The 24,861-nt window shown below is 43.1% G+C and carries 28 protein-coding genes; 25 read left to right on the forward strand and 3 right to left on the reverse strand.

All coding sequences use genetic code 11. The annotated features are described in order from the left end of the window. Positions 1-462: 462 nt before the first annotated feature. The 21 genes from AU377_RS05805 (at position 463) to AU377_RS05905 (ending at position 17,729) form a co-directional block, all read left to right on the forward strand. Positions 463-831, forward strand: coding sequence for an ATP synthase subunit I (locus tag AU377_RS05805; RefSeq protein ID WP_067405509.1), 369 nt, complete (start codon positions 463-465; stop codon positions 829-831). Positions 832-863: 32 nt separating this feature from the next. Beyond that, complete coding sequence (atpB, locus tag AU377_RS05810; protein ID WP_082731935.1) at positions 864-1,574, forward strand: F0F1 ATP synthase subunit A; 711 nt, start codon at positions 864-866, stop codon at positions 1,572-1,574. 65 nt (positions 1,575-1,639) lie between these two features. Then, on the forward strand, positions 1,640-1,852 hold the full coding sequence (atpE, locus tag AU377_RS05815) for a F0F1 ATP synthase subunit C (protein ID WP_067405512.1): 213 nt from the start codon (positions 1,640-1,642) through the stop codon (positions 1,850-1,852). 175 nt (positions 1,853-2,027) lie between these two features. Beyond that, the gene (atpF, locus tag AU377_RS05820) at positions 2,028-2,555 is read left to right on the forward strand and encodes a F0F1 ATP synthase subunit B (RefSeq protein WP_067405515.1); all 528 of its coding nucleotides are present in this window, start codon (positions 2,028-2,030) and stop codon (positions 2,553-2,555) included. Next, positions 2,552-3,091 carry a F0F1 ATP synthase subunit delta gene (locus AU377_RS05825; RefSeq protein ID WP_067405522.1) on the forward strand — a complete coding sequence of 180 codons (540 nt, stop codon included), beginning with the start codon at positions 2,552-2,554 and terminating at the stop codon, positions 3,089-3,091. The genes atpF and AU377_RS05825 overlap by 4 nt, the downstream gene beginning before the upstream one ends. 25 nt (positions 3,092-3,116) lie before the next feature. After that, a complete protein-coding gene (gene atpA, locus AU377_RS05830; protein WP_067405524.1) occupies positions 3,117-4,625 on the forward strand; it encodes a F0F1 ATP synthase subunit alpha in 1,509 nt (502 codons plus the stop codon). 51 nt (positions 4,626-4,676) lie between these two features. Continuing rightward, positions 4,677-5,534 carry an ATP synthase F1 subunit gamma gene (gene atpG, locus AU377_RS05835; protein ID WP_067405527.1) on the forward strand — a complete coding sequence of 286 codons (858 nt, stop codon included), beginning with the start codon at positions 4,677-4,679 and terminating at the stop codon, positions 5,532-5,534. A 42-nt stretch (positions 5,535-5,576) separates the two neighbouring features. After that, complete coding sequence (atpD, locus tag AU377_RS05840) at positions 5,577-6,992, forward strand: F0F1 ATP synthase subunit beta (RefSeq protein WP_067405530.1); 1,416 nt, start codon at positions 5,577-5,579, stop codon at positions 6,990-6,992. Between the two features lie 24 nt (positions 6,993-7,016). Beyond that, complete coding sequence (locus AU377_RS05845) at positions 7,017-7,421, forward strand: F0F1 ATP synthase subunit epsilon (RefSeq protein ID WP_067405537.1); 405 nt, start codon at positions 7,017-7,019, stop codon at positions 7,419-7,421. Positions 7,422-7,792: 371 nt separating this feature from the next. Next, positions 7,793-8,035: a DUF1146 family protein gene (locus tag AU377_RS05850; RefSeq protein ID WP_067405546.1), complete on the forward strand. Its 243-nt coding sequence runs from the start codon at positions 7,793-7,795 to the stop codon at positions 8,033-8,035. A 793-nt stretch (positions 8,036-8,828) separates the two neighbouring features. Then, positions 8,829-10,130 (forward strand): UDP-N-acetylglucosamine 1-carboxyvinyltransferase, encoded by a 1,302-nt coding sequence (gene murA, locus AU377_RS05855; RefSeq protein ID WP_067405554.1) that lies wholly within the window; start codon positions 8,829-8,831, stop codon positions 10,128-10,130. A gap of 81 nt (positions 10,131-10,211) precedes the next feature. Further along, positions 10,212-11,162: a stage II sporulation protein D gene (spoIID, locus tag AU377_RS05860; RefSeq protein WP_067405559.1), complete on the forward strand. Its 951-nt coding sequence runs from the start codon at positions 10,212-10,214 to the stop codon at positions 11,160-11,162. A 31-nt stretch (positions 11,163-11,193) separates the two neighbouring features. Next, positions 11,194-11,856: a M23 family metallopeptidase gene (locus tag AU377_RS05865; protein WP_067405564.1), complete on the forward strand. Its 663-nt coding sequence runs from the start codon at positions 11,194-11,196 to the stop codon at positions 11,854-11,856. Between the two features lie 640 nt (positions 11,857-12,496). Continuing rightward, positions 12,497-12,766 (forward strand): sporulation transcriptional regulator SpoIIID, encoded by a 270-nt coding sequence (locus AU377_RS05870; RefSeq protein ID WP_067405567.1) that lies wholly within the window; start codon positions 12,497-12,499, stop codon positions 12,764-12,766. A 556-nt stretch (positions 12,767-13,322) separates the two neighbouring features. Then, positions 13,323-14,318 (forward strand): rod shape-determining protein, encoded by a 996-nt coding sequence (locus AU377_RS05875; RefSeq protein WP_067405570.1) that lies wholly within the window; start codon positions 13,323-13,325, stop codon positions 14,316-14,318. A 27-nt stretch (positions 14,319-14,345) separates the two neighbouring features. Then, positions 14,346-15,182, forward strand: a complete 837-nt coding sequence (locus tag AU377_RS05880) for a flagellar hook-basal body protein (protein WP_067405572.1) — start codon at positions 14,346-14,348, stop codon at positions 15,180-15,182. A 34-nt stretch (positions 15,183-15,216) separates the two neighbouring features. Then, entirely contained in the window at positions 15,217-16,053 is an 837-nt protein-coding gene (locus tag AU377_RS05885) for a flagellar hook-basal body protein (protein WP_067405574.1), read from the forward strand. Between the two features lie 35 nt (positions 16,054-16,088). Further along, positions 16,089-16,388 carry a DNA-directed RNA polymerase subunit beta gene (locus tag AU377_RS05890; protein ID WP_067405576.1) on the forward strand — a complete coding sequence of 100 codons (300 nt, stop codon included), beginning with the start codon at positions 16,089-16,091 and terminating at the stop codon, positions 16,386-16,388. Between the two features lie 42 nt (positions 16,389-16,430). Beyond that, positions 16,431-16,868 (forward strand): 3-hydroxyacyl-ACP dehydratase FabZ, encoded by a 438-nt coding sequence (gene fabZ, locus AU377_RS05895; protein WP_067405579.1) that lies wholly within the window; start codon positions 16,431-16,433, stop codon positions 16,866-16,868. Between the two features lie 67 nt (positions 16,869-16,935). Next, positions 16,936-17,328, forward strand: a complete 393-nt coding sequence (locus AU377_RS05900; protein WP_067405581.1) for a hypothetical protein — start codon at positions 16,936-16,938, stop codon at positions 17,326-17,328. An 89-nt stretch (positions 17,329-17,417) separates the two neighbouring features. Beyond that, positions 17,418-17,729 (forward strand): hypothetical protein, encoded by a 312-nt coding sequence (locus AU377_RS05905; protein WP_067405584.1) that lies wholly within the window; start codon positions 17,418-17,420, stop codon positions 17,727-17,729. A 65-nt stretch (positions 17,730-17,794) separates the two neighbouring features. Here the strand turns inward: AU377_RS05905 and AU377_RS05910 are convergent, their stop codons facing one another. Beyond that, complete coding sequence (locus AU377_RS05910) at positions 17,795-18,238, reverse strand: YwpF family protein (protein ID WP_067405588.1); 444 nt, start codon at positions 18,236-18,238, stop codon at positions 17,795-17,797. Between the two features lie 261 nt (positions 18,239-18,499). On the opposite strand from AU377_RS05910, the gene AU377_RS05915 reads away from it, so the two are divergent. Both AU377_RS05915 and AU377_RS15480 read left to right on the forward strand, forming a co-directional pair. Beyond that, complete coding sequence (locus AU377_RS05915) at positions 18,500-18,937, forward strand: single-stranded DNA-binding protein (RefSeq protein WP_067405590.1); 438 nt, start codon at positions 18,500-18,502, stop codon at positions 18,935-18,937. A 275-nt stretch (positions 18,938-19,212) separates the two neighbouring features. Then, on the forward strand, positions 19,213-19,380 hold the full coding sequence (locus tag AU377_RS15480) for a hypothetical protein (protein ID WP_156450388.1): 168 nt from the start codon (positions 19,213-19,215) through the stop codon (positions 19,378-19,380). A 43-nt stretch (positions 19,381-19,423) separates the two neighbouring features. On the opposite strand, the gene AU377_RS05920 is transcribed toward AU377_RS15480, so the two are convergent. Together AU377_RS05920 and AU377_RS05925 are read right to left on the reverse strand one after the other, a co-directional pair. Continuing rightward, positions 19,424-22,159, reverse strand: coding sequence for a DEAD/DEAH box helicase (locus AU377_RS05920; protein WP_067405593.1), 2,736 nt, complete (start codon positions 22,157-22,159; stop codon positions 19,424-19,426). Continuing rightward, entirely contained in the window at positions 22,156-23,733 is a 1,578-nt protein-coding gene (locus AU377_RS05925; protein WP_067405596.1) for a hypothetical protein, read from the reverse strand. The genes AU377_RS05920 and AU377_RS05925 overlap by 4 nt, the downstream gene beginning before the upstream one ends. A gap of 189 nt (positions 23,734-23,922) precedes the next feature. On the opposite strand from AU377_RS05925, the gene AU377_RS05930 reads away from it, so the two are divergent. Together AU377_RS05930 and AU377_RS05935 are read left to right on the forward strand one after the other, a co-directional pair. Further along, the gene (locus AU377_RS05930) at positions 23,923-24,276 is read left to right on the forward strand and encodes a hypothetical protein (protein WP_067405599.1); all 354 of its coding nucleotides are present in this window, start codon (positions 23,923-23,925) and stop codon (positions 24,274-24,276) included. A gap of 109 nt (positions 24,277-24,385) precedes the next feature. Further along, positions 24,386-24,826, forward strand: a complete 441-nt coding sequence (locus AU377_RS05935) for an IDEAL domain-containing protein (RefSeq protein WP_067405602.1) — start codon at positions 24,386-24,388, stop codon at positions 24,824-24,826. The last annotated feature ends 35 nt before the right edge of the window (positions 24,827-24,861 follow it).

Below are 24,861 nucleotides of genomic sequence, written 5' to 3' on the forward strand. Positions count from 1 at the left end.
TAAAATGCCGCAATCACATGACTTTTTCAATTATTCATGAACCTTCACTGCCGTCCGTCAAATATGTCCATTGTTTGACAAAGGGAACAGTTTGTGAAGAATTTCAAGGGAATCAATTGACATCAAAAAGTCCCTGTTGTATGCTAACAAAGGTAAGAATGATAGGTGTTTCTACTATGTGGAAACGGGCGAAAATGGTTGTTTTCAACACGTTCTATCATCCTTTCACTGGACGCCGAATGCGGTAAGTCGGGGATCTTTCTCTAATCATTCACAGGCAACGTGTCCTGGTGAACGCATTCAACGCGATTCGCTTACATTTTACAGATTTCGACTTGAATAGCGGGGTCTGAACAACGAGAAATGCGTGCCGCTTTTTCCCTTTTAGAGTCGCAGAACGAAACAATCCACGCCTAAGAAAAACACCACTTCAAAATTTCAAAAACAGGAGAATGTCCAACTATGCAAACATTGCAAGAAGTACATAATAGGCAAAGGAAAGCTCTCTTTTTTTTGCTCGCATTGTTCGTTATAGGCTGGGGATTCACGAACTTTCAAACGGTTTTTGCAGGTTTAATATTAGGATCTTTGTTTGGATTGTATAATTTTTGGATTCTTGTCCGTAGAATGGAAAGATTTGATCAAAAAGTTACGGAAGGAAAAAGAGGAGTGTCACTTGGGACCGGAATGCGTTTTGCATCTGGAGTAGCCGCGGCTGCAATTGCCATTGGGTTGCCAAAATACTTTGATCTAAACAGCACAGTAGTTGGAGTTATGGTTCCGTATATTCTGTTACTAGCTGATAGGATCATATTTCACGCGAAAAAATAAGTACCTGACTGTGAAAGGGAGGTGAACGAAACGTGAACCACGAAAATCCGGATTTTGAAATGTTCGGGATAATGTTTAACGGTTCAAACATTCTAATGCTTTTTGTTACTTGTCTGATTGTTTTTCTAATTGCAGTTATATCTACTCGCAATCTGCAAGTAAAGCCAACCGGCATGCAGAACTTCATGGAATGGGTCATGGACTTCGTTAAAGGAATTATTAAGAATAATATGGACTGGAAAACAGGTGGTCGATTCCATGTTCTTGGGATTACGCTCCTCATGTTCGTTTTCGTAGCAAACGTCCTAGGTCTTCCATTCGCAATTGTATGGGACCACAACTTATGGTGGAAATCGCCAACAGCTGATCCGACTGTAACTTTAACACTTGCTTCAATGGTAGTTGTGTTGTCGCATTATTACGGTGTTAAATTATATGGTCTCAAAGGATATGGAGCAGGATTTTTAAAACCGCTACCATTTATGTTCCCATTGAAAATCATTGAGGAATTCGCAAACACGCTGACACTCGGTCTGCGTCTTTACGGTAACATCTTTGCAGGTGAAATCCTTATTGGATTACTTGCAGCACTAGGGGCTTCTAGCATTTTCGGCTTTGCCGGTGCATTAATACCAGCCCTCGCTTGGCAAGGATTCTCGATCTTTATCGGGGCAATCCAAGCATTCATTTTCGTTATGTTGTCGATGGTCTACATGTCTCATAAAGTGAGCACGGATCATTAAACATATAATACCCGCATCGTGGGTTACCCAACAAAAAAAGTTAAAAATTAGGAGGAAATAATACTATGGGTCTATTAGCAGCAGCAATCGCAGTTAGTCTTGGTGCACTTGGTGCAAGTATCGGTAACGGTATGATCGTTTCTAAAACAGTCGAAGGAATTGCACGTCAACCAGAAGCACGTAGCGTACTACAAACAACAATGTTTATCGGGGTTGCACTAGTTGAGGCACTTCCAATCATCGCTGTAGTTGTCGCGTTCATCGTAATGAACCGCTAATCATTTAAGAAACTTGTATAAAATGGCGAAGAGCGTAATTTGAAGTCCTTCGCCATTCCTTTATGTAAACTTCAGTACCACATGAGTAAACAATTAAACATCATTTTCCATATCGAAAGAGATCACAGCTCTTGAAGGGAGTGAAACAATCGTGTTTTTGAACACCTTCACCCTCTTGGCAGCAAATGCTAATCCAGGGTTTTTAGAAGCATTAAATAACAGACTAAACTTAGGTGACATTATCGTTACCGTTACATTTTTCACGATTCTCATGATTCTTCTCAAGAAGTTTGCATGGGGTCCATTAATGGGTGTTATGGATCAACGCGCCGAGCTCATCGCGAATGAAATCGAGGCAGCAGAAAAAAGCCGTCAAGAGTCACAAAAGCTTTTGGATGAACAACAAAGCCTTTTAAAAGAAGCTCGCGAAAGTGCACAAGCGATTGTTGAAAATGCGCGCAAACAAGGTGAAACACAGCGTGAAGAGCTTGTAGTAGCAGCCCGCGCAGAAGTGAACCGCATGAAAGAAGCGGCAACACTTGAAATTGCAACTGAGAAAGAAAAAGCAGTTGCAGCAGTACGTGAAGAATTCGTATCTCTATCTATTCTTGCAGCGTCTAAAGTGCTTGGCAAAGAAATTTCCGAGGAAGACAACCGCGCATTGATTGAAGAGACGATTGTGAAGGCAGGCGAAGGCCGATGAGTAAATCGGTTGTAGCAAAGCGTTATGCGCTTGCATTGTTTGAGTCCGCTCAGCAAAATGACCAAATCGCGCCGATTCAAGCAGACCTTCACGAAATTAAAAAGGTTTTTGCTTCAAACAAGGAGCTTAGCCAATTGCTTGATTCACCAAATTTATCGGTGAACAAGAAAAAAGAACTATTAACGACATTATTCAAGGATGCAAATGTGTATGTCTTGAATACATTATCCCTTTTGCTAGATAAGAAACGTATTGACGAAGTTGTCAATATCACTGACGAATTTACAACATTTGCAAATGATGCAGCTGGTGTTGCAGAAGCAAAAGTATATTCCACACGACCACTTACAGCAGAAGAAAGTGAATCTATTTCAAAAGTTTTCGCACGTAAAGTTGGCAAACAAGCATTGCGAATCGAAAATATTATCGATCCGAGCCTAATCGGAGGCGTCCGTCTTCAAATTGGCAACCAAATCTATGACAGCAGTGTAAGCGCAAAGCTTGACCGTCTGAGAAAAGATTTAATCGGATCTTAAATCTGAAATTTGAGGGGTGACATACATGAGCATCAAAGCTGAGGAAATCAGTGTACTCATAAAGCAGCAGATTGAAAATTATCAATCTGAGATGAAAGTGAGCGAAGTTGGTACTGTTATCCAAATCGGTGACGGGATCGCACGTGCTCATGGCCTCGACAACGTCATGGCTGGAGAACTTCTTGAGTTCTCTAACGGTGTTATGGGTATGGCGCAAAACTTGGAAGCGAACAACGTTGGTATCGTTATCCTCGGACCATACACAGACATTAAAGAAGGCGATGAAGTACGTCGTACAGGCCGTATTATGGAAGTGCCAGTTGGTGAAGAACTCATTGGCCGTGTTGTCAATTCACTTGGTCAACCAGTGGATGGACTAGGTCCTATCGCAACAACAAAAACGCGTCCAATCGAAAGCCCAGCACAAGGGGTTATGGCGCGTAAATCGGTTCACGAACCACTTCAAACAGGGATTAAAGCGATCGATGCGCTTGTTCCAATCGGACGTGGTCAGCGTGAATTGATCATCGGTGACCGCCAAACGGGTAAAACAACAGTTGCAATCGATGCGATTTTGAACCAAAAAGACGAAGATATGATTTGTATCTACGTTGCCATTGGACAAAAAGAATCGACTGTTCGCGGTGTTGTTGAAACGCTTCGTAAAAACGGCGCACTTGACTATACAATCGTCGTAACAGCTTCGGCTTCACAGCCAGCACCACTTCTTTTCCTAGCACCATATACGGGTGTAACAATGGCCGAGGAATTCATGTTCCAAGGTAAACACGTTCTTGTCGTTTATGATGACCTATCAAAACAAGCGGCAGCATACCGTGAACTTTCCTTGCTACTAAAACGTCCACCAGGTCGTGAAGCTTACCCAGGTGACGTATTCTACTTGCACTCCCGTTTACTCGAGCGTGCAGCTAAATTGAACGATACACTTGGTGCAGGGTCTATTACGGCACTACCATTCGTTGAAACACAAGCTGGAGATATCTCTGCTTACATTCCAACGAACGTAATATCAATTACAGACGGACAAATCTTCCTTCAGTCTGACCTATTCTTCTCGGGTGTACGTCCAGCGATTAACGCAGGTCTTTCCGTATCCCGTGTAGGTGGTTCAGCGCAAATTAAAGCGATGAAGAAAGTTGCGGGTACACTTCGTCTTGACTTGGCAGCATACCGTGAGCTTGAAGCTTTCGCACAGTTCGGTTCTGACCTGGATGCTGCAACAAAAGCAAAACTTGACCGCGGTGCGCGCACAGTTGAAGTATTGAAACAAGACTTGAACAAACCGCTTCGCGTTGAATACCAAGTTGTGATTTTATATGCATTGACACGCGGATATTTAGACGATGTAAAAGTCGAAGACATCTTACGTTTCGAAGCTGAAATCACAAGCTGGCTGGAGTCAAACCACACTGAAGTTTTCGAACATATCCGTTCAACAAAAGATCTTCCGTCAGATGACGTAATGGCTGATGCGATTAACGCGTTCAAAAAGAACTTCGTACCATCCGCATAAGATTCTGTACAAACAATAGATCTAACAAAACGATAAGGTGGTGAATTGCCAGTGGCATCATTACGCGATATTGAAACACGTATTAAGTCAACAAAGAAGACGAGTCAGATTACAAAGGCGATGCAGATGGTTTCAGCTTCTAAATTGAGCCGTGCAGAATTGAACGCGAAAGCATTCGTTCCTTACATGGACAAAATTCAAGAAGTTGTCGGTGCAATTGCATCCGCAACAACCGACGTTAGTCATCCGATGCTCGTTTCACGTCCTGTGAAAAAGACCGGTTATATCGTTGTAACATCAGATCGAGGTCTTGTTGGCGGCTACAATGCGAATATTCTACGTGCAGCCAAAAGAGCGATCGAAGCTCGACATACGTCTAAAGACGAAGTCAAGATCGTTGCGATCGGCCGAAAAGGTCTAGAGTTTTTCAATCGCCTTGGGTATAACGTTGCAGATAGCGCGGTAGGTCTGTCTGATCATCCTTCTTTTGATGAAATTAAACACATCGCGAACCGAGCTGTTGGCATGTTCACAGACGGCACTTATGATGAAGTGTACTTGTATTACAACCACTACATCTCTGCCATCTCAAGTGAAGTGACGGAAAAGAAATTGCTTCCGCTCACGGATATCACATCGGCACCCGACACTTCTTCGTATGAGTTTGAACCTTCTGCTGGAGCAATTCTTGAAGTGCTCCTGCCACAATATGCAGAAAGTCTCATTTACGGGGCGGTGCTTGATGGGAAAGCAAGCGAACATGCTTCCAGTATGACAGCGATGAAGACTGCTACAGATAATGCATTTGAATTAATAGATGATTTAACACTTTCATTCAACCGTGCACGACAAGCTGCGATCACGCAAGAAATTACGGAGATCGTTGGCGGAGTCGCCGCTCTCGAATAAGAGCGGGCTCGCACGGCCATCAGTAAGACAGGAGGGAAAGGTATGAGTAAAGGACATGTACTTCAAGTTATGGGTCCGGTTGTTGACATTAAGTTTGAAGACGGTCATCTTCCAGCGATCTATAACGCTTTGAAGGTCCAAATTGAACGTCCAAACGCGGAAGCTGAAACGTTAACGCTTGAAGTTGCATTGCACCTTGGAGACGATTCTGTTCGTACGATTGCGATGTCATCTACAGACGGCCTACAACGTGGTTCTGTCGTAGAGGATATGGGTGCTGCAATATCAGTCCCAGTTGGTGACATTACACTTGGACGTGTTTTTAACGTACTAGGAGAAATTATTGACCTTGGTGAGGAAATCTCGGCTTCTGAGCGCCGCGACCCAATTCACCGTCAAGCACCTACTTTTGAAAACCTTTCAACAGACGTTGAAATTCTTGAGACGGGCATTAAAGTTGTTGACTTGCTTGCGCCGTACATCAAGGGTGGTAAAATCGGTCTATTCGGTGGAGCCGGTGTAGGTAAAACAGTTCTAATCCAAGAGCTTATTAACAACATTGCACAAGAGCACGGAGGTATTTCTGTATTCGCGGGTGTTGGAGAACGTACGCGTGAAGGAAACGACCTTTTCTATGAAATGACAGACTCTGGTGTTATTAATAAAACAGCGATGGTATTCGGTCAAATGAACGAGCCGCCAGGTGCACGTATGCGTGTTGCCTTGACTGGTTTGACAATGGCAGAATACTTCCGTGATGAGCAAGGACAAGACGTTCTTCTGTTCATCGATAACATTTTCCGCTTTACACAAGCAGGTTCCGAGGTTTCGGCACTTCTTGGCCGTATGCCATCTGCGGTTGGTTACCAGCCGACACTTGCAACGGAAATGGGTCAGCTTCAAGAGCGTATCACATCGACAAACGTTGGTTCTGTTACGTCCATTCAAGCGATCTACGTTCCAGCGGATGACTACACAGACCCAGCTCCGGCTACGACGTTCGCTCACCTTGATGCGACGACGAACCTTGAGCGTAAACTTTCTGAGATGGGGATCTACCCTGCGGTTGACCCACTCGCATCCACTTCACGTGCACTAAGCCCTGAAATCGTTGGCGAAGAGCATTACGAAGTTGCGCGACAAGTTCAATCAACACTTCAACGTTACCGTGAGCTTCAAGATATCATCGCAATTCTTGGTATGGATGAGCTCGGCGAAGAAGATAAACTTGTTGTTGGACGTGCACGCCGCATCCAGTTCTTCTTGTCTCAAAACTTCCACGTTGCGGAACAATTTACAGGACAGCCTGGATCTTACGTGCCTGTTGCTGAAACAATCAAAGGCTTCAAAGAAATTCTAGAAGGCCGCTACGACCACCTTCCGGAAGATGCGTTCCGTCTAGTCGGACGTATTGAAGAAGTGATTGAAAAAGCAAAAGGCATGGGCGTAGAAGTCTAATAAAAGGGTTCAGGAGGGAAAAAAATGCAGACAATTAAAGTCAATATCGTCACTCCCGACGGACCAGTTTCCGAAACGGAAGCAAACATGGTTATCGCGACTACTGAAAACGGTGAAATTGGGATTCTTCCCGGCCACATCGCGATGGTTGCACCGCTTCAAATTGGCGCTCTTCGCTTAAAAAAGGATAACTCGACAGAACATGTTGCCGTTCACGGCGGTTTTATCGAGGTTCGTCCGGATGTAGTCACTGTTTTAGCGCAAAGCGCTGAAATGGCATCCTCCATTGACTTAGCACGCGCACAACAAGCTGCCAAACGCGCAGAAGATAAGTTGCGTGTAAAATCAGAGGATCTGGACTATAAATTAGCAGAACTTGAATTACAACGTGCCATGTTACGTATTAAAGTTCATGGTACACGGTCGTAATTTGTATGGTAGTTATTTCGGGCGGACAGGGGAGTCATTCTTCTGTCCGTCCTTTTTTTAAATGTCTAGCTCCGGGCGCCTAAGGGCTCGGAGGCTCGCAGGATGCAAGTCAGTCAGCCGTTGCCAATCGAACGGCGAAGGGTTCGATTTGCCGTATTTCTGCGGACTTTGCAGAAATTAAGGCACCTTCAGGACGTCGCGCACTTAGACTGCGTTCCTTAATCGCCCTACGCTTTTCTTTGTTACAAATATTACATCTTTGTCGAAATTCGATGATAAATGTTGTTTCATCCGGGTTTAGTTGGTAAAATTTGTAGCTAGCAATCTAATGATTGAGTAGAAGAATAAGATTTCAAGGAGGCAAGATCTGCATGAGTGGTATGATTGGATATCAGCCAATGCTAGTCATTTTTTCGCACATATTTTTTATCGGAATTGCATTTTACGCGCTGCAAGCCATCATGCCGGAAAAAATAATTAGAAAAAACCGCGTATTGCAAGCGCAGTTGCTTTTTATTTTACTTAGTGTAGCAATCGGTTGGGCTGTATCGAATTTCTTTTTGGAGATATCCTATTGGTCAGGAAGAATTCCTTTTATCTTTATTCAGCGGTAGATCCCTACTCTATAGGTGATGGGATGAATGTAGTTTTGTCCTTTTTTAGCAAGTGTTCAAACACTTGCTGAATAAAGATAAAGCCTCCGGCGGATGTCATAGATTTTGCAAGACTAAAGGAAGGCAACCTAAGTGCGCTGCGTCCTGTAGCAATGGTTGCATGACCAACATCCTGTTGGCCTCAAGCTCGATTCAAAATCTGGACGCAATTACGCCAAGGCGTAATTGATGTTTGGCTAAAATTATTGTCGGAATTTTGAACGTTTCAAGCGCTAAATTTAAGGGAAATGTATGTAAGCAATTCGTTGGGAGTCATACGGTACATGTTATCGCCGCATATATGGATGAGAATGAGCATCCAACAGCATTCCGACAACATAACCGTATATGGGGCGATGGCTAGTACCAAACAGTTAGGCCATAGCGTAAAGATATTCGGATTTTTGAATTGACGATGTACTAGCGGTAAGCGGCGCTTCAAAGTCCGTGACACGAACAATAAGTTGTAGTTAGTATGGCACGAATCCTCAAATTTGTACATATTATAAATTATTATGATAGAGGATTGTAAAATAGCCCGTAGGTTGCTTGTTTACCGGTCTAGGGCACTGTAAAATAGTAAATGTTTGACGTTAAGAGTAATTTTGTGAACCTTATAAAATGGATTTTTCTGCAGCTATCCAGTTGCAGTTTCTATGTGGATTTTTATATTAAAAATTCGCATTCAGTGCAATTTCAACTTTATAAAAGATTTTAATGCAGAGGATATAAATTGAAGTCGGAGGGGCTTATTGTGGATAAAATTATTATCAATGGTGGACGCGCGCTAAAGGGAAATGTGCGCGTTGAAGGGGCAAAAAACGCTGTATTGCCAGTGCTTGCTGCAGCCTTGCTTGCATCAGAAGGCTCAAATATCATACGTGACGTCCCAAATCTTTCGGATGTCGGTACGATTAATGAAGTACTGAGAAGTTTAGATGCCAAAGTAGAATATACACCCGAGGCGGATGAGGTAATTATCGATGCATCGGGATCGCTGTCAAGCGAAGCGCATTTTGAATATGTTCGTAAAATGCGTGCTTCGATCCTTGTCATGGGGCCGCTTCTAGCCCGTAACGGATTTGCACGTGTTGCATTGCCAGGGGGATGCGCAATCGGCTCACGACCGATTGATCAACATCTAAAAGGATTCGAGGCAATGGGGGCTGAAATTACATTTGGCCATGGACATGTCGAAGCAAAAGCAGAGGGCGGTTTGAAAGGTGCGAAAATCTACCTTGACTTCCCAAGCGTCGGCGCAACTGAGAATATTATTACGGCGGCGGCTTTAGCAAAAGGGACGACCATCATTGAGAACGCTGCAAAAGAACCGGAAATTGTCGACCTTGCCAACTTCATCAATGAAATGGGCGGAAAAGTAGTTGGGGCGGGCACGGACTCCATTCGAATTGAAGGCGTACAAAAATTATATGGCACAACGCATCATATTATTCCGGATCGTATTGAAACAGGAACATTTATGGTAGCCGCTGCGATTACAGGTGGCGATGTGATCATTGAAAACGCCGTTCCCGAGCATAATGCTGCGTTGATCTCCAAACTAGGAGAGATGGGCGTTGTTATTACTGATTTAGAAGAAGGTATGCGCATCACTGCGAAGCATCCATTAAAATCTGTTGACTTAAAAACAATGCCGCACCCGGGATTCCCAACAGATATGCAATCTCAAATGATGGCACTTATGTTGGCAGCACATGGCACAGGTGTTTTAACGGAAACCGTTTTTGAAAATCGTTTCATGCATGTGGAAGAGTTTCGTCGGATGAACGGCAATGTTAAAATTGAAGGTAGGTCTGTTATTGTAACGGGTCCATCTAACTTGCAAGGCGCTGAAGTAGCAGCGACAGATCTTCGTGCTGCGGCTGCACTCATTCTAGCTGGTTTAATTGCGGAAGGCGTGACACGTGTAACAGAATTAATACATCTAGACCGTGGATACGTCAACTTCCACTTAAAATTACAAGCACTAGGTGCAGATATTACGCGCATATCAGATGAGCCAAAGGTGAAAATTGAAGAAACACAACATGTATAATCATTGGGCCGTAGACATTTGTCTATGGTCTTTTTCAATGGTTAAAAAGCATAAAAAAAACCGTGCTTCATATAATTGACTATGGACAAATTACTTGCCGTTTTTTTCATCCTACTCTTATTTTTCGTCCCTTTTTTGCTAAGACAAACACCAGAAGTAACGAAACCGTCAAAAGGAATGACGGAGGAGGCCGATTGCCAAGTCCATATTACAGTTGCGGGAGAGGACAAGCCACTTTTACTTGAGGACTATGTCGTCGGCGTTATCGCTGCGGAAATGCCGACTACTTTTCATGAAGAAGCACTCAAGGCGCAAGCAGTGGCAGCTCGTACATATGCATTGCGGACAACGAATAATGGCCAAAAGCCGATTGCCGCCGACGTTTCTGCACAAGCCTATAAAACAAAGGAAGAAAGAAAAAAACGATGGGGGAAAGATTTTAAACGCAATGAGGAAAAAGTACGTGCAGCGGTAGAGGCAACTGCGGGAAAAATCATAGTCTACGAGGAACAAATGATTTCTGCCATGTTCTTTTCGACGTCCAATGGACAAACAGAAACGGCCCTCAATTTTAGCGGCAATGAAATTGCTTATTTGCAAAGTGTGGAAAGTCCGGGGGAGGAGGACATCGCACCCAAATTTAAACGCCAATTGAAACTGCCGCTAGCTGAGTGGAACGAAGCACTAGGAACAAATTGGACAACTGATCAATTTAAGTCGCTGCAACTCGTTAGAAATTCTTCGGGGCGCGTTCAAAAAGCGGTTACGACTAATTTTGAAATGGGCGGTCGGGAAATGCGAGAATTGCTTGGCTTGGCATCTACTGATTTTAATATTGCTTTTGATCTAGAGAAAGAGATTGTACATGTCACAACAGTTGGCTACGGGCATGGCGTAGGGATGAGCCAGTACGGAGCAGAGGCATTTGCCCGCAAAGGCTGGACTGCCGAAAAAATTCTTTTACACTATTACAAAGGCACAGAAATAAAAAATTTCGCTCTATCTGAATCTGAATGTTTAAAAACTCCTTGACTTGCAGACAATAGCAAGTGAGGTGATGATAATGCGAGAAGAAAAACCGAAATCCCCTTCTCAAGAGAAAAAAGTGAGTGCTAAGACAAAGAGCTGGTTTTGGCCGGTAGTCTATTCGGGTATCGCTGTCGTCTTCGTCGCCATGATCTGGGGCTATAACGCATTCATGAAAGTAGATTCCCCAGGTTCGACGGACGTAGCACAAACTACCCCAACTGATGATGTGGTTGTCGAAACGAATGCTGCAAAGGAGATGCTCAAATATCCATTTGATGAAGCCCTCCTAGATAAGGTAGCCATTTTACAAGAGTATTATGATACAGAAGCCGAAGCTGATATGCGAGAAAGTGCTTTACTCGTCTTTAATCAATCGTATATGACAAACACAGGCGTATCGATCTCAGTAGAAGGCCAGCCATTCGAAGTTGTTGCAGCACTTAGCGGTACAGTTGAAGATGTGATTGCCGATGTTTTTAAAGGTGATGAAATTATTGTATCTCATGCTGATGGTTTAAAAACAATCTATCGTTCTGTTTCAGGAGTTGTTGTGAAAAAAGGCGATACAGTAGATCAAGGACAAGCACTCGCAACTGCTACACAAAATGAATGGAATCCAGCAGCCGGCGTCCACTTACATTTCGAAGTACAAAAAGACGGCGTCGCAGTAAACCCACGCTCTTATCTAGCATTCTAAATAGCACAACATTCCAAGCCATTTCCAAAATTTAATTGGAGTGGCTTTTTTTTTGAAATAAAATGTATCGAGTTTCCCGCAACTTGTGGCGAGTTTCCCTCAACATGTCGCGAGTTTCCCTCAACGTGTGGCGAGTTTCCCTCAACGTGCTCTGAGTTCCCCGCAACGTGTGGCGAGTTTCCCTCAACGTGTCATGAGTTCCCCTCAACGTGTGGCGAGTTTCCCCACAACGTGTGGCGAGTTCCCCACAACGTGTGGCGAGTTCCCCGCAACGTGTCATGAGTTCCCCGCAACGTGTGGCGAGTTTCCCTCAACATGTCATGAGTTCCCCTCAACATGTCGCGAGTTCCCCGCAACTTGTGGCGAGTTTCCCTCAACATGTCATGAGTTCCCCTCAACGTGTGGCGAGTTTCCCTCAACGTGCTCTGAGTTCCCCGCAACGTGTGGCGAGTTTCCCTCAACATGTCATGAGTTCACCGCACCACCCCTTGAGTTTCCCACACCGGACTGCGAATTCTCTGCAATTCCTTCAATTTCCTCCCGCTAATTCCCAAAACATCCATCTTTCGCCCGCATATCTAAGCAAACGCCCGCATAGGATATAGGACAGATTCGTAGCTGACCAGGAAAGGAAGAGGGCGTGCACGAGCAAATACGGAGGCGCTGCGTGCGCCTCGGAAAAATGTTGCTAGAAACGGGACTTACCGTACGGGCTTTGGCGAAGGTAACGGGCTACTCAAAAAGCACGGTTCATAAAGATCTGACGGAGCGTTTGCCAAATGTTGACGCGGCATTGTCAGAAGAAGTTGCCAAAATACTTGCCTATCATAAGTCTGTCAGACATTTACGGGGTGGAGAGGCGACGCGGATAAAATGGATGAACGAATCGAAGAAAATTGGAAGCCGATAAGAAAAAGGCGGTGTCGCATTAGATTAGCGACCTGCCTTTTTTATCTTTATTCAGCATTCATCCCAACTTTATAGATGGTGGGATGAATGCAGTTTTGTCTTCTGTTCAGCGAGTTTTCAAACGACTGCTGAATAAAGATAAAGCCTCCGGCGGATGTCAAAAGTGGAAAGCGCCGTCTAGCCTCGACAGGCGTTGGAGGGCTTGTCACAAAAGGTGTGCACTTTGCACCTTTTGGGCGAGATCGAAACGACCCGAGAGGCTGGCGCTTGCAACTGGATGTCACAGATTTTGAAAGGAATTAAAGAAGGCAGTCTAAGTGCGCGACGTCCTGTCGCACCGACTGCATGACCAACATCCTGTTGGCCTCAAGCCCGATTCAAAATCTGGACGCAATTCCGCCGAGGCGTAATTGATTGTTTCTAAAAACTCCCTTCTAATTTCTAAAAATATCCTCTTATTAATTTTCATTTTTAGTTGACTATGGTAAGATTGTTTGTTAGGAGAGTATACATAAATGGGGTAACCGATGACCTAGTTGGAAGGGGTAACATAGACAATGTTTGCAAAAGATATCGGGATCGACCTAGGTACAGCTAACGTCCTGATTCATGTGAAAGGAAAAGGGATCGTACTGAATGAGCCTGCTGTTGTAGCGATCGACAAGAAAACGAACAAAGTACTTGCAGTTGGTGAAGAAGCAAGACGGATGGTTGGAAGAACGCCGGGAAACATCATTGCCATTCGGCCGATGAAAGACGGAGTGATTGCGGACTTCGACACAACTGAAGCCATGCTGACACATTTTATGGACCGCTTAAACGTCAAAGGATTTTGGTCCAAACCACGCATCTTAATTTGTTGTCCGACGAATATCACAAGCGTGGAACAAAAAGCGATTCGGCAGGCAGCTGAAAAGGCTGGCGGTAAGAAAATTTACTTGGAAGAAGAACCGAAAGTTTCTGCAATTGGTGCAGGGATGGACATTTTTCAACCGAGCGGTAATATGGTGATTGATATCGGCGGCGGTACAACGGATGTGGCTGTATTATCTATGGGAGACATTGTGACATCGGAATCCATTAACATAGCGGGAAATACGTTCGATAACGACATTAACCAATTTATCAAAAAAGAATATAAATTGCTTATTGGGGAGCGAACTGCAGAAGATATTAAATTGAAAGTGGGATCCGTCTATCCGAGTTCTCGAAATGAGCAGTTGGATATTCGTGGCCGTGACCTGGCGACAGGGTTACCACGCACAATTACCGTTCATTCAGAAGAAGTTGGCCGTGCACTTCAGGAGTCAATCCGGGAGATCGTACAGGCAGCAAGAAATGTTTTGGAAAAAACACCCCCAGAATTATCAGCCGATATTATCGATCGCGGCATTTTTCTTTCGGGCGGCGGAGCACTACTGCACGGCGTCGATCAATTATTAGCAGACGAGCTCAAAGTGCCTGTCTTTATTTCCGACAGCCCGCTCGATTGCGTTGCGCTCGGAACGGGTATATTACTTGAAAATATCGATAAAGTTGCAAGACATCTATGAGAAACAGAATTAAAAGGCGGTGAGTACATGTTTCGTGGATTTTACACAGTCGGATCTGGAATGATTGCACAGCAGCGAAAAACGGAAATGTTAGCAAATAATTTAGCGAATGCCAATACGCCAGGCTACAAGGCAGAGCAGGCGGCAATTCGTTCATTCCCAGAAATGCTCATGTCGCGTTTAGATACTACGAAAATACCAACGAAAAACCCGGTGCATATGAAAGGACTATCGCCTATAGGATCTATTTCAACGGGTGTATATATGCAAGAGACATTGCCATCATTTATCCAAGGCTCGTTGCAAGAAACAGAGCTGACGACGGACGTGGCACTCATTGAGGGCGCTTTACCGGCGAATGACAATGGAACAAAAGGTGCCATTTTCTTTCGATTGGAAGGAGAAGGCGGCCAAGATTTTTACACAAAGAATGGAAATTTCACGGTAGCTCCAAATGGTTATTTGACCAATGCACTAGGGTTTTATGTGTTGGATCAAGTCGGACAGCGTATTCAATTGAAAAATGACGAGTTCCAACTAACGGAGAACGGTGTCATTCTAGAAGAGGGAACAGCAGTTGCAACACTTGGCATTTCATTTGCTGATCGTCCAGAAACCCTTTTAAAGGAAGGAAACGGATTATTTAGGACTGCTGATGGTGGAAACCTTCCAAATGCGGCAGAAAGCGCAGGGGTGTCTTACATGACGCGCCAAGGCTTCCTAGAAGGGTCTAATGTGGATGCCGCTGAAACAATGACTGACATGCTGACCGCTTACCGGGCTTTTGAGGCCAATCAAAAAATCTTGCAAGCCTATGATCGCAGTATGGAAAAAGCGGTAAATGAAGTGGGGCGTATCAATTAATGGCTAATCCGTCAGTTGAAAGGGGGTTTGGCGTATGATACGCACAATGACAACAGCAACGAACACATTAGGGCAATTGCAGCATCAGATCGACCTAATCGGCAATAACTTGGCAAACGTTTCAACACATGGCTACAAAGCAAGTGAAGCAAAATTTCATGAGCTGCTTTATCAACAATTTCAAAACGACAAGACGGACGAAGCACCGCGCCAATCGCCGCTAGGGATACGCTATGGGTCAGGCGCGATGCTTGGACAAGCCCAAGTGAATTGGAAAGTTGGCGGCTTACAGTCGACGGGTCGTCCACTCGACTTTGCATTCACTGCACCAAAACAATATTTTAACGTCATCATGCCGATGGACGGAGGAACACGGACAGTCTATACCCGGCAAGGGAATTTCTACATGTCGCCTATAGCAGACAATCAGGTGATGCTCGTGAACGGCGATGGCTACCCCGTTGCGGATCAGTCTGGAAATCCAATTACGTTTTCCGACCATGTTCAATCTTATACAGTGAAATCAAACGGGATTTTACAGTTAACCCATCAAAACGGATCGATGGAAGAAATCACACTAGGAATTACAACGATAGAACGTCCAAACTTAATGGAACATATTTCGTCTACATATATAGGGTTCCCGAATAACTTTGCACAACTTGGCATTCGGGAAGAAGAGGTCGCCATTAATTTGCAAGGGGAACAAAGGCAAATGATTGGACTTGAGAATGGGGCACTGGAAGGATCTAATGTCAACGTTCAAAAAGAAATGACAGACTTGATCGGTGTGCAACGCTCTTATCAATTGAATGCGCGAACCATAACGTTAGCAGATCAAATGCTCGGACTAATTAACAATATTAGATAATATTGAAATGTTAGGACATATAGGGAGTACTAGCGATGACAGATGAAAAAAATGATGTGATAAAGCAAAGCAATACTACCCCGCCCCTTCCCAAAAGACGGAAAGAAAAAACGCCGGAAAGGGATAACGGAACACCAAAAAAGCCGCAGTGGGTACAAGTTCGTATTTTCCCCATTTGGCTTCGGATTATTCTTGTGCTTGTACTGCTGGTCGGAGCAGCCATTGTTGGGGCGATGATCGGATACGGCATTATCGGTGATGGAAATCCGGGAGATGTATTGAAAAAGGAAACGTGGGTTCATATATTGGATATTATCAACGGTAAAACGAAATAGAAAATTTTGTTAATAGCTACATAAAAGCTGGGAGGAATGAACATGCTAACTGCAGAACAAATACAAGCAATTATTCCGCATCGTTATCCATTTTTGATGATCGATCGAATGCTCGAAGTCGAAGAAGGAAAACGTGCAGTAGGGTTAAAAAATGTGACAATCAATGAGGAATTTTTTAATGGCCATTTCCCTGGTTATCCTGTGATGCCAGGTGTTTTAATTGTTGAGGCACTTGCACAAGTAGGAGCGGTGGCACTTCTTCAAAAAGAAGAAAACAGGGGCCGGCTTGCCTTTTTTGCGGGAATTGATAATTGCCGCTTTAAAAGACAAGTTGTTCCAGGAGACACATTGCGCCTTGAAGTTGAAATTACACGACTCCGCGGATCCATTGGAAAGGGAAAAGCCGTCGCAACCGTAGAGGGTGAAATTGCCTGTGAAACCGAAATCACTTTTGCGCTAGGACCAGTTGTCGAAAAGTAAAATCGGATCTTTGAGGTCAAAACAGTACATTCGTACTTCTTAATAAAGTAGGAGGTTTTCAATCAGTATGTTTAAAGATCTTTCTCCAAATTTGAAAAGCAGTATCACAAGGTCTATTACACAGACCTTTGAACAATATATGAGTGAAATTGAATGGGATGAAGATCGATACAGCATTGACGACTTTATCGTAAAATGGCGTGAATACATTACGACGCGAGCACTTTGGTATGCAAAAATCCCAGATGATATAAAACGGGATGTACAGTTTCATGAAGATTTAGCCGTGCGGATCAATGAAAATATTGCCCGTATTTTAAACGAACCGCCATCTGAGGAGCAAATTGCAGAAATTCAAATTATGCAGGAAAAGCTTAATACGCACTATGAGTATGACTGCAAAGCAGAAGCAGTATACGTTGAAGGTTTGTTAAAAAAACTCATGGAATCTTCCCGATAAATGATGGATAATTCCTTCCTTTCTGGTCAACCTACTTAGTATCATACGGTTTTGTATGATAGACGGCTTGTGGAGAGGAGGGAAAATGGATGTTGAAAAAAGCGATACCGCTTGTTCTTATGTCTGGACTCGTACTAACTGCTTGTATGAATAATGGTGCCCTTCCAAGGAATGATGAAACGCCAATGCAAAATGTGGAAGACCGTGCAAGAGACTGGACGCCGAATGTGAATGATGGGCAAACAGGGCCTAATCTTGATGGCATCGATAATAATCGAAACAACATTAACGGCAACGGTGTACGTGATGGAGTCATTAATGACAATAATCCTAACGGCGTGATAAACGACGATACGACACTTCCAGGTGAAGTTAATCGGAACGACAATATTCGCCGCTAACTGCAAGCCGTATAAAAGGGGCTGTCCCAGGAGTGCCTAGCACTTCTGGGACAGCCCCTTCTCAATTAATCGTTATTTTGTAATTGGTCTCTTTTTAAGCGTGGACGTGAACGCATGTCGGATTCAAATCTACCCAGCAAATCATCACCTGTTAATCCTTCGCCTAGTAACTCCTCCAACAACTGTTCCGCATATTGCGCACGTGCCCGCTTGAGGCGTCCTTTTAGTAAAACAGATATATTATCGCCGATCTTCTTGACGGCACTCACTGCTACTTTAAAGGCTGCCGGCTCGTTCTCCGGATAGGAAATGACCACTTTTGCTTCGAGTAAGTCCTCAGACGCCATCCAGTTTGTAAAAGTATCCTCATATTTTTGATCGATAAACATCTCGAGAACCCATAAGCGGTGGCTGTTTTCTTGGTTAATAATAATGCCATCGATTAATGGGAAATCTTGAATTTGGTCATCGGTTAAAATGCCGACTGATAACATTTTGAATGTTTTCAAAATGGCCACCTCACTCATTTTTCTATAAGTATACCATACGGTTTACACTTTCTCTGAAAAGTGCCAAAGTCGAATTATCTGAATAGGCAGATGTGTCGGGAAATGCGTTTTCATGCAGGTTTTCTAAATATCCCATAAAAACGGTTGTTTGAAAATTAAGATTTAGTCATCGTTAACGCTTGAAAATTACAATTTGGACTTTTGCCAAAAGCATTCATTCGAATTAAGATAAAACCAATTCAACGGAAAGGAGGGAAAGGAGTGAACCAAGTTGCACTCGTCGGTCGAATTACGAAAGATCCTATTTTAAGACGAGTATCGGAAGGGCGTATCCAATCTAGCTTCGTTCTGGCGATTAACCGTAACTTTAAGAATAAGAATGGAGAAGTTGAGGCGGATTTTGTCCTTTGTACGACATGGGGAAAGCTGGCAGAAAATACAGCGAGGCATTGCGGAAAGGGCTCATTAATTGGAATTGGGGGTCGGCTACAATCTAGAACATACGAACGGGAAGATAAAAGTCGTGTGTATGTGACAGAAGTAATTGGAGAAGATATCCGATTCCTTTCAACGAAAAAAAGAGGCAATGAAAATTTGTACGGTGAGTCTGATCCGACAATGCCACCTGCCAAGGATCATGATGAAAAGAAACATTTTCAGCTGCCCAGTCATGAAAGTGATGCGTTGCCAATTTTTTAGTCGGATCGTATATGGATGAACCGATTAGCCGAGAGGGGTTGAAAAGCCGAGAAGCTGCAGCACAACTAAATATGGATAGTGTGGAACGAGTACCGTAAAAAAAGGTTAATAGAATAGTGAGGAAGCTATGGCAATTGGGGAATTGCCATAGCAAAAAGGAGATCTGGAAAGGTGACGGATCGCTAATACGTCATCTACGGGGATGATTTACGCCAATAATTGGAAGCAAAAAGACCGCTTTTGCTTCCAATTTCAACAGGAAAGGGGAATCGCTTATGGACATGAACAAACTCCAACAAGACCTTATTCGAATGGAACTTCAAATTGGTCAATTAATCCATATTACCGCTAATTTGAATGAGCGTCTGAATCGTTTAGAGAAAGCAGAAAATCAGAAAAAAACAATGTTCATGAATAGAGCTGCACCGATTGAACGCATGTAAAAAGATCTCAGCGCCCATTAAGACGCTAAGATCTTCAGAGGAATTAGCCAAATGATAATAAGTCATCGAGCTCCGAATCGGATAACTCGGTGATCCATTGGCTCGATTGGATAAGTTCAGCTGACAAAGCCGCTTTTTCCGCAAGCATCTTATCGATCTTTTCTTCAATTGTTCCGATCGTCACAAACTTATGCACATGGACAAACCGTGTTTGACCGATACGATAGGCACGATCTGTAGCCTGATTTTCAACCGCAGGATTCCACCAACGATCCGCATGAAGGACATGATTGGCACTCGTTAAATTCAAACCCGTTCCACCCGCTTTTAAGGAAAGGATGAAAACTGGAAATTCTTTTTGTTGAAATGCTTCTACGAGCCGATCACGCTGAGCCTTAGGCATACTGCCCGTTAAGAAAGGTACTTCAATACCGTAAAGCTCAGCCAGGCATTGACGGATTAGTTGGCCCATTCCGATATATTGGGTAAAAATTAGACACTGCTCACCGTTCTCTGCAATTTCAGCGGCCATCGATACAATGCGATGTAACTTTTCAGAGCGCTCTAAAAGCTGTCTGGCAGGTGTATAAGGCTCTTTTAAAAATAAGGCTGGGTGATTACATAGCTGTTTCAATCGGCTTAACATTTTTAAAATAAGTCCTTTTTTCTCAAAGCCAGATAAAGTTTCTAATTTAAATTTTGTTTCTTCTAAAAAGCTTTCATATAGAGCTGCCTGTTCAGTTGTGAGCGGACAATATTCATTTTGCTCCTGTTTCTTTGGCAGATTAAGCTGTAAATCCGGGTCATCCTTTGTTCTCCGAAGTAAAAACGGACGAATTTTTGCGCGGAGTTTACGCTTGCCCGCTTCATCATCGTCCCTTTCGATCGGTACGATGAAGTCATCGGTAAATGTACGGAAGCTTCCTAAATAGCCTTTATGGACGAAGTCAAAGATCGCCCACAACTCGGAAAGCCGATTTTCAACAGGTGTTCCTGTCAATGCAATATGGTGCTGTCCATTTAATTTACGAATGGCACGCGATTGTTTCGTCTGCATATTTTTAATGTTTTGTGCCTCGTCTAGTGTAATGCTGGCAAACTGCACCTCTGCAAGTTGTTCGCCGTCTTGGGAAGCAGTGCCATACGTTGTTAATATAACGTTCGGCTTTGTTGTATCGATCAAAGTCTTTAATTGGTCGTCTTTGGCGCGGGTTGCTCCGTAGTGCGTGTGTACGTTAAGTGACGGCGCGAATCGCTCTATTTCCTTCTGCCAGTTACCTAAAACACTTGTCGGACAAATAATTAATGACGGTATCTCGGTTGCTTTCCGATCATGTACGTTAAGCAAATAAGCGATGAGCTGTACTGTTTTACCAAGCCCCATATCATCAGCCAAAACCGCACCAAATCCGTGATCGCGCATAAATGTAAGCCAGTTGAATCCATCTACTTGATAAGGTCGAAGTTCTGCCTGAAGTCGAGGTGAAAGTTTAGCAGCTGGAAGTCCTTTTTTGTCCGACAACATTTCCATATACTGTCTGAGCGATTGATGCATGGAAAAAGTTAAAAGGGGATCTTCATACTCATCGTCTTCAATCGGTACGATTTCTTCTGGGATTTCTTGGAACAATAAGTCCTTTACTGTCCACTCTCCGGCATCCGCCCGATCCATTAACGCCCGAATTTTCTGCAGCCAAAGCGGATCAATGTGGAACCATTCATCGCCAAGCCGAATGAATTCCCGATTTTCATCAACAAGTTTTCGGAAAGAGGAACCGTCTATTTCTTTTTCACCAAGTGAAAAGCTCCAGTTAAATGAAAGTACCTCGTCGAGACCTGTAGAAGACTTATACGATTGAATTCCCGCAGTTGTGCGAATACGCATTTTAGACTCCGTAATCGATTTAAGCCAGGCAGGAAGTATGACTGGAAATCCAAATGACTGGAATAAAGGCAGATCTTGTTGGATAAACACCCGAACTTCTGCATCAGTCATAGGAATTGAAAGAAATTTTTCATCGACTTCGATATCAATAGATGTGAGAAGCGATGCCATCTCCCTTTGCTTTTGAGAAATGCCCGCCGCAAATGATTTCCACTTTACGGGCAATGCCTCTTCAATAGGAGCCTGAAGTTTACGTACAGCTGGTGTCCAATGCGCACCGCGTTCGCTCACAATAGTGGTCTCAAGCAGCCATTCCGATTCTGTATCCAACTCGGGTTCTGTTAAACGGAAAGCTACTTGAATGGGTACTGTTTGATCGGATTTCCCCGGCCATCCATAGACCTGTAAGTGGGGGAGTAATGCGGCGAATTGTTCGGGGTGAATCGTCATTTCACCTAACTTTTCCTGTACTGCAAAATAAATGATATTCGCTGCCTCATGAGAAATTCCAGCTTGCCCTTCATCAAACTGCAGCACGCCATCAACGACTTTTGCAAACTTCCATAAACTAGGATGACGCCAAGCATTTGCTGCTTCATAAATAGAAGCAAGCTGTCGCTCATCATCGTTTGTTAGTCCAACAAATGATGCGAAAGGATGGGGATTAGAAAATGCTTGAAGAAGTTCATTGGCATTCAAATGAACACATCCATTGTTTGTGTTGGCGAAAAGCCCGAAAAACGCTTGCTCATTGCTAAAAAATAAATAAGAAACAAGATTGTCTGGATCGACCGAATGGCCATATTCATCTTCAGCAGAAATGGAAAACACCTCTGGTGAGGATCGATCGATTTTCAATTGAAAAAGATGTTTCAATCCGATTGACTTGCTCATAAATGTAAATTTCCCTTCTCCATTTCTTCCATTAAAGCGCGTAGACGGCGATTTTTATCTCGTACAGCATCGATATATTGATTCCAAAATGCAATTTTACCGCTTTTTTTAGAGCCAGTTTTCATCCTTTTAAACAATCTAACGGCATGCCGATAACTATGTCGATTTTTTTCTTGAATAAAGCGCATTGCATACGTATGCAAAAGTGGAAAAACAGCCGTGGGATCTTTGGCCAATGCGACTTTTAAGCTACTCGCTTCAATTGTATTATAGGATACTTGGTAACGATGCATGAGCGCTGACCACTCCGCAAATCGTTCACGCTCAATAAGAAAGTCAGCATATACATCTACACTGGCAAGGCCATAGTTTATGAATAAATTTTCCCTCGTAGCGTCTGGGAAGTCTGCTGCTTCGAGCAACCCATCTATTCGCCGCAGAAACTCAGTTTGTTTAGTTAATTGAAACTCATCTATTTCGTGAATGAGCGGCAATAGTGCATCCATAATGATGGAAAGTGCTTGTGAATCTTCCAATTTATCGGCGGTATCCGCAAGGGGGAGCCAAATCGCCGATTGAACGATTGATGTATTTCGGATAAGTGTGTCTAGTTCATGATGCCGACTTTGCATGACATAGAAAAATGCTGTGAAAACTTTTGCTTCTTCTGTTTGGATCTCTTGGAGTTTTGCCAATTCTTTTTCGTGTTCTCTTTTTTGTTGAAAAAGCTCCTGCCAAAATAAGCGGTAGATCTCAAAGCGATCTTCAAAAAGTGCTGAATGCCCAAGCGTAAATTTACGTACCAATTGTTTCAACTGCTCGTAGAACGAATCTGTTTCAAACAATCTCGGTTTAGACCGGATCGCATGGACGTTATCTTCCAATTTCTCCAGTTGTTCAACTAGCCAGTTTTTTAAATGCCATTTGCCATAGAAAAAGGACGAGGAGTTACCGCCTAAATGTGTTTGTACATATGGCCAAGCTGCGTCCAATAGATGCAGCCGATAATAGAGTTCAAATAATGGTTTCCATTCCCATTCGAAAGGTGAAAGAGGAGCCATTTTTTGCTCATTCAGAGCGCATTCATGTATAAAGACTCCTGGATTCTCGGTCAAATCTAGCCGACGAAAGGGGGAGGTGAGACGTGACAACGTTTCAATCCATGCTTCAGGTGTTCGTTCTGCAATGGATAAAACCAGTTGATCGCTTTCGGAACGTTTCCATTCATGCAGCCAATCAGTGACAGAATGAAATTGAGAATAGAGATGCAAAATGACCGCTACCCGGTGTGTACACCAATTCGTTTTGCCACAAGTACAGTGGGTTTCCATTCTTTCAAAAAAAATACGAACAATGTGGTCATCTACATCATTTAAACTTGCAACAACAATCTCTTCTGAAGCAGAGGTGTTTACTTTATATTCAATGACGCCTTTTCGAACAATCGAAACGGCAAGTCGAATGGCTATAGATTCTGTCTCGTTTCCAGGATCAAAAGCATGCGTAATTTCGTTTATAAAATGATTAATTTCATCCTCGTGTATATACGAGACACGCTCTACAGTCATATGCATTTATCGCTTACCTCCTAAAAAAGCAGTCTTATCATTATAACGCTTTTTTAGAAGGGGCGTAAACAAAGTACCATCGATCAGCAGGAAACAGTAAATAAGGAACTCCTTGAACTGCTAAGATTAGTTTAAATTTCATCGACTTTGCGAAAATATTATATTAAATACATCTTTTGGAGAGGAAGTGGGGAATTGGAGAAATTTGTACTACATGTAATGGATATCGATCAACATTTTTTAGAAATTGAAAAATATCGTCATCTACTAGCAGCTGAGTTCGATGTGAATTCGAGTCAAGACATCCAGTTTTTTAAAAAAGAAAAAGAACTGTTTATACAAGCCGAATCAGATGGCCGAAAGCAATACGATTTGATGATGATTGACTTTGCGTGCAATCGCATTACCTTCAAGAAAGGTAAGCAATGTTCCATTCATATTAACCAAACGGCTTTCAAAATATTATCTTCACTTAGTGTGAAATTTGAACCACACACAATGTCATTTTTGATGGGGCCCCGACCGAAAGAAAAGGATACGGTCAAATAACTCTTCTTTAAAAGTTCTGATTACTATTTTTCTAAATTCGTTCACAAAATGGTCACAGTTGTGATAAAATAATAATAATCGGAAGATTCAAAAATGGAGGGAGAGACCTATGCTATCAGTTCAGCGGATGACGCCATTTTATACAAGTAAAGAAGATTTCCGTTTACGACTTGTCTTTGCCTATCAATATTTCTCTATTGTAAAAGGTGGTGAAGTTTTTCAATTTGTACCTTCGGAAGGAAAAGAGATTATTATTAATACGAAAAGTTTACAAGTAGAAAATCTCGGTGAAGTTTTTGTTTTTCAACGGGGAACACGTTTTATTCGACTGCCACTATACCAATTGCTGCTAATCTCTGACTTGCATTCGCATTTGACAACGATTTTAGAAGGGACAGAAAACGTGAAGATGGAAATACATGAATCTGTAAAGATGGAGGCAGAGTCACTGATTTCACAATTGGAAGCAGAAAACAAACTACGAATGATCGACTATGCGCTAGAAACTAGAAATCAACAATTATTTTATGAATTGACGGAAGGATTGTAGACAATTGAAAAGTTTTCCATGAAAACACCTGTCGT

The sequence above is a fragment of the Sporosarcina sp. HYO08 genome (genome assembly GCF_001563475.1).
Classification (GTDB): domain Bacteria; phylum Bacillota; class Bacilli; order Bacillales_A; family Planococcaceae; genus Sporosarcina.

What these genes read in the sequence shown, in the direction of transcription:
- AU377_RS05920 (WP_067405593.1), bottom strand. Translation starts at nt 22,159, where the DNA reads ATGAGCAAGTCAATCGGATTGAAACATCTTTTTCAATTGAAAATCGAT.
- fabZ (WP_067405579.1), top strand. Translation starts at nt 16,431, where the DNA reads ATGCTAACTGCAGAACAAATACAAGCAATTATTCCGCATCGTTATCCA.
- AU377_RS15480 (WP_156450388.1), top strand. Translation starts at nt 19,213, where the DNA reads ATGGACATGAACAAACTCCAACAAGACCTTATTCGAATGGAACTTCAA.
- spoIID (WP_067405559.1), top strand. Translation starts at nt 10,212, where the DNA reads ATGGACAAATTACTTGCCGTTTTTTTCATCCTACTCTTATTTTTCGTC.
- AU377_RS05865 (WP_067405564.1), top strand. Translation starts at nt 11,194, where the DNA reads ATGCGAGAAGAAAAACCGAAATCCCCTTCTCAAGAGAAAAAAGTGAGT.
- AU377_RS05875 (WP_067405570.1), top strand. Translation starts at nt 13,323, where the DNA reads ATGTTTGCAAAAGATATCGGGATCGACCTAGGTACAGCTAACGTCCTG.
- AU377_RS05935 (WP_067405602.1), top strand. Translation starts at nt 24,386, where the DNA reads ATGCTATCAGTTCAGCGGATGACGCCATTTTATACAAGTAAAGAAGAT.
- AU377_RS05900 (WP_067405581.1), top strand. Translation starts at nt 16,936, where the DNA reads ATGTTTAAAGATCTTTCTCCAAATTTGAAAAGCAGTATCACAAGGTCT.
- atpE (WP_067405512.1), top strand. Translation starts at nt 1,640, where the DNA reads ATGGGTCTATTAGCAGCAGCAATCGCAGTTAGTCTTGGTGCACTTGGT.
- AU377_RS05925 (WP_067405596.1), bottom strand. Translation starts at nt 23,733, where the DNA reads ATGCATATGACTGTAGAGCGTGTCTCGTATATACACGAGGATGAAATT.
- atpA (WP_067405524.1), top strand. Translation starts at nt 3,117, where the DNA reads ATGAGCATCAAAGCTGAGGAAATCAGTGTACTCATAAAGCAGCAGATT.
- atpD (WP_067405530.1), top strand. Translation starts at nt 5,577, where the DNA reads ATGAGTAAAGGACATGTACTTCAAGTTATGGGTCCGGTTGTTGACATT.
- AU377_RS05845 (WP_067405537.1), top strand. Translation starts at nt 7,017, where the DNA reads ATGCAGACAATTAAAGTCAATATCGTCACTCCCGACGGACCAGTTTCC.
- AU377_RS05885 (WP_067405574.1), top strand. Translation starts at nt 15,217, where the DNA reads ATGATACGCACAATGACAACAGCAACGAACACATTAGGGCAATTGCAG.
- AU377_RS05850 (WP_067405546.1), top strand. Translation starts at nt 7,793, where the DNA reads ATGAGTGGTATGATTGGATATCAGCCAATGCTAGTCATTTTTTCGCAC.
- AU377_RS05905 (WP_067405584.1), top strand. Translation starts at nt 17,418, where the DNA reads ATGTTGAAAAAAGCGATACCGCTTGTTCTTATGTCTGGACTCGTACTA.
- AU377_RS05890 (WP_067405576.1), top strand. Translation starts at nt 16,089, where the DNA reads ATGACAGATGAAAAAAATGATGTGATAAAGCAAAGCAATACTACCCCG.
- AU377_RS05805 (WP_067405509.1), top strand. Translation starts at nt 463, where the DNA reads ATGCAAACATTGCAAGAAGTACATAATAGGCAAAGGAAAGCTCTCTTT.
- AU377_RS05880 (WP_067405572.1), top strand. Translation starts at nt 14,346, where the DNA reads ATGTTTCGTGGATTTTACACAGTCGGATCTGGAATGATTGCACAGCAG.
- AU377_RS05825 (WP_067405522.1), top strand. Translation starts at nt 2,552, where the DNA reads ATGAGTAAATCGGTTGTAGCAAAGCGTTATGCGCTTGCATTGTTTGAG.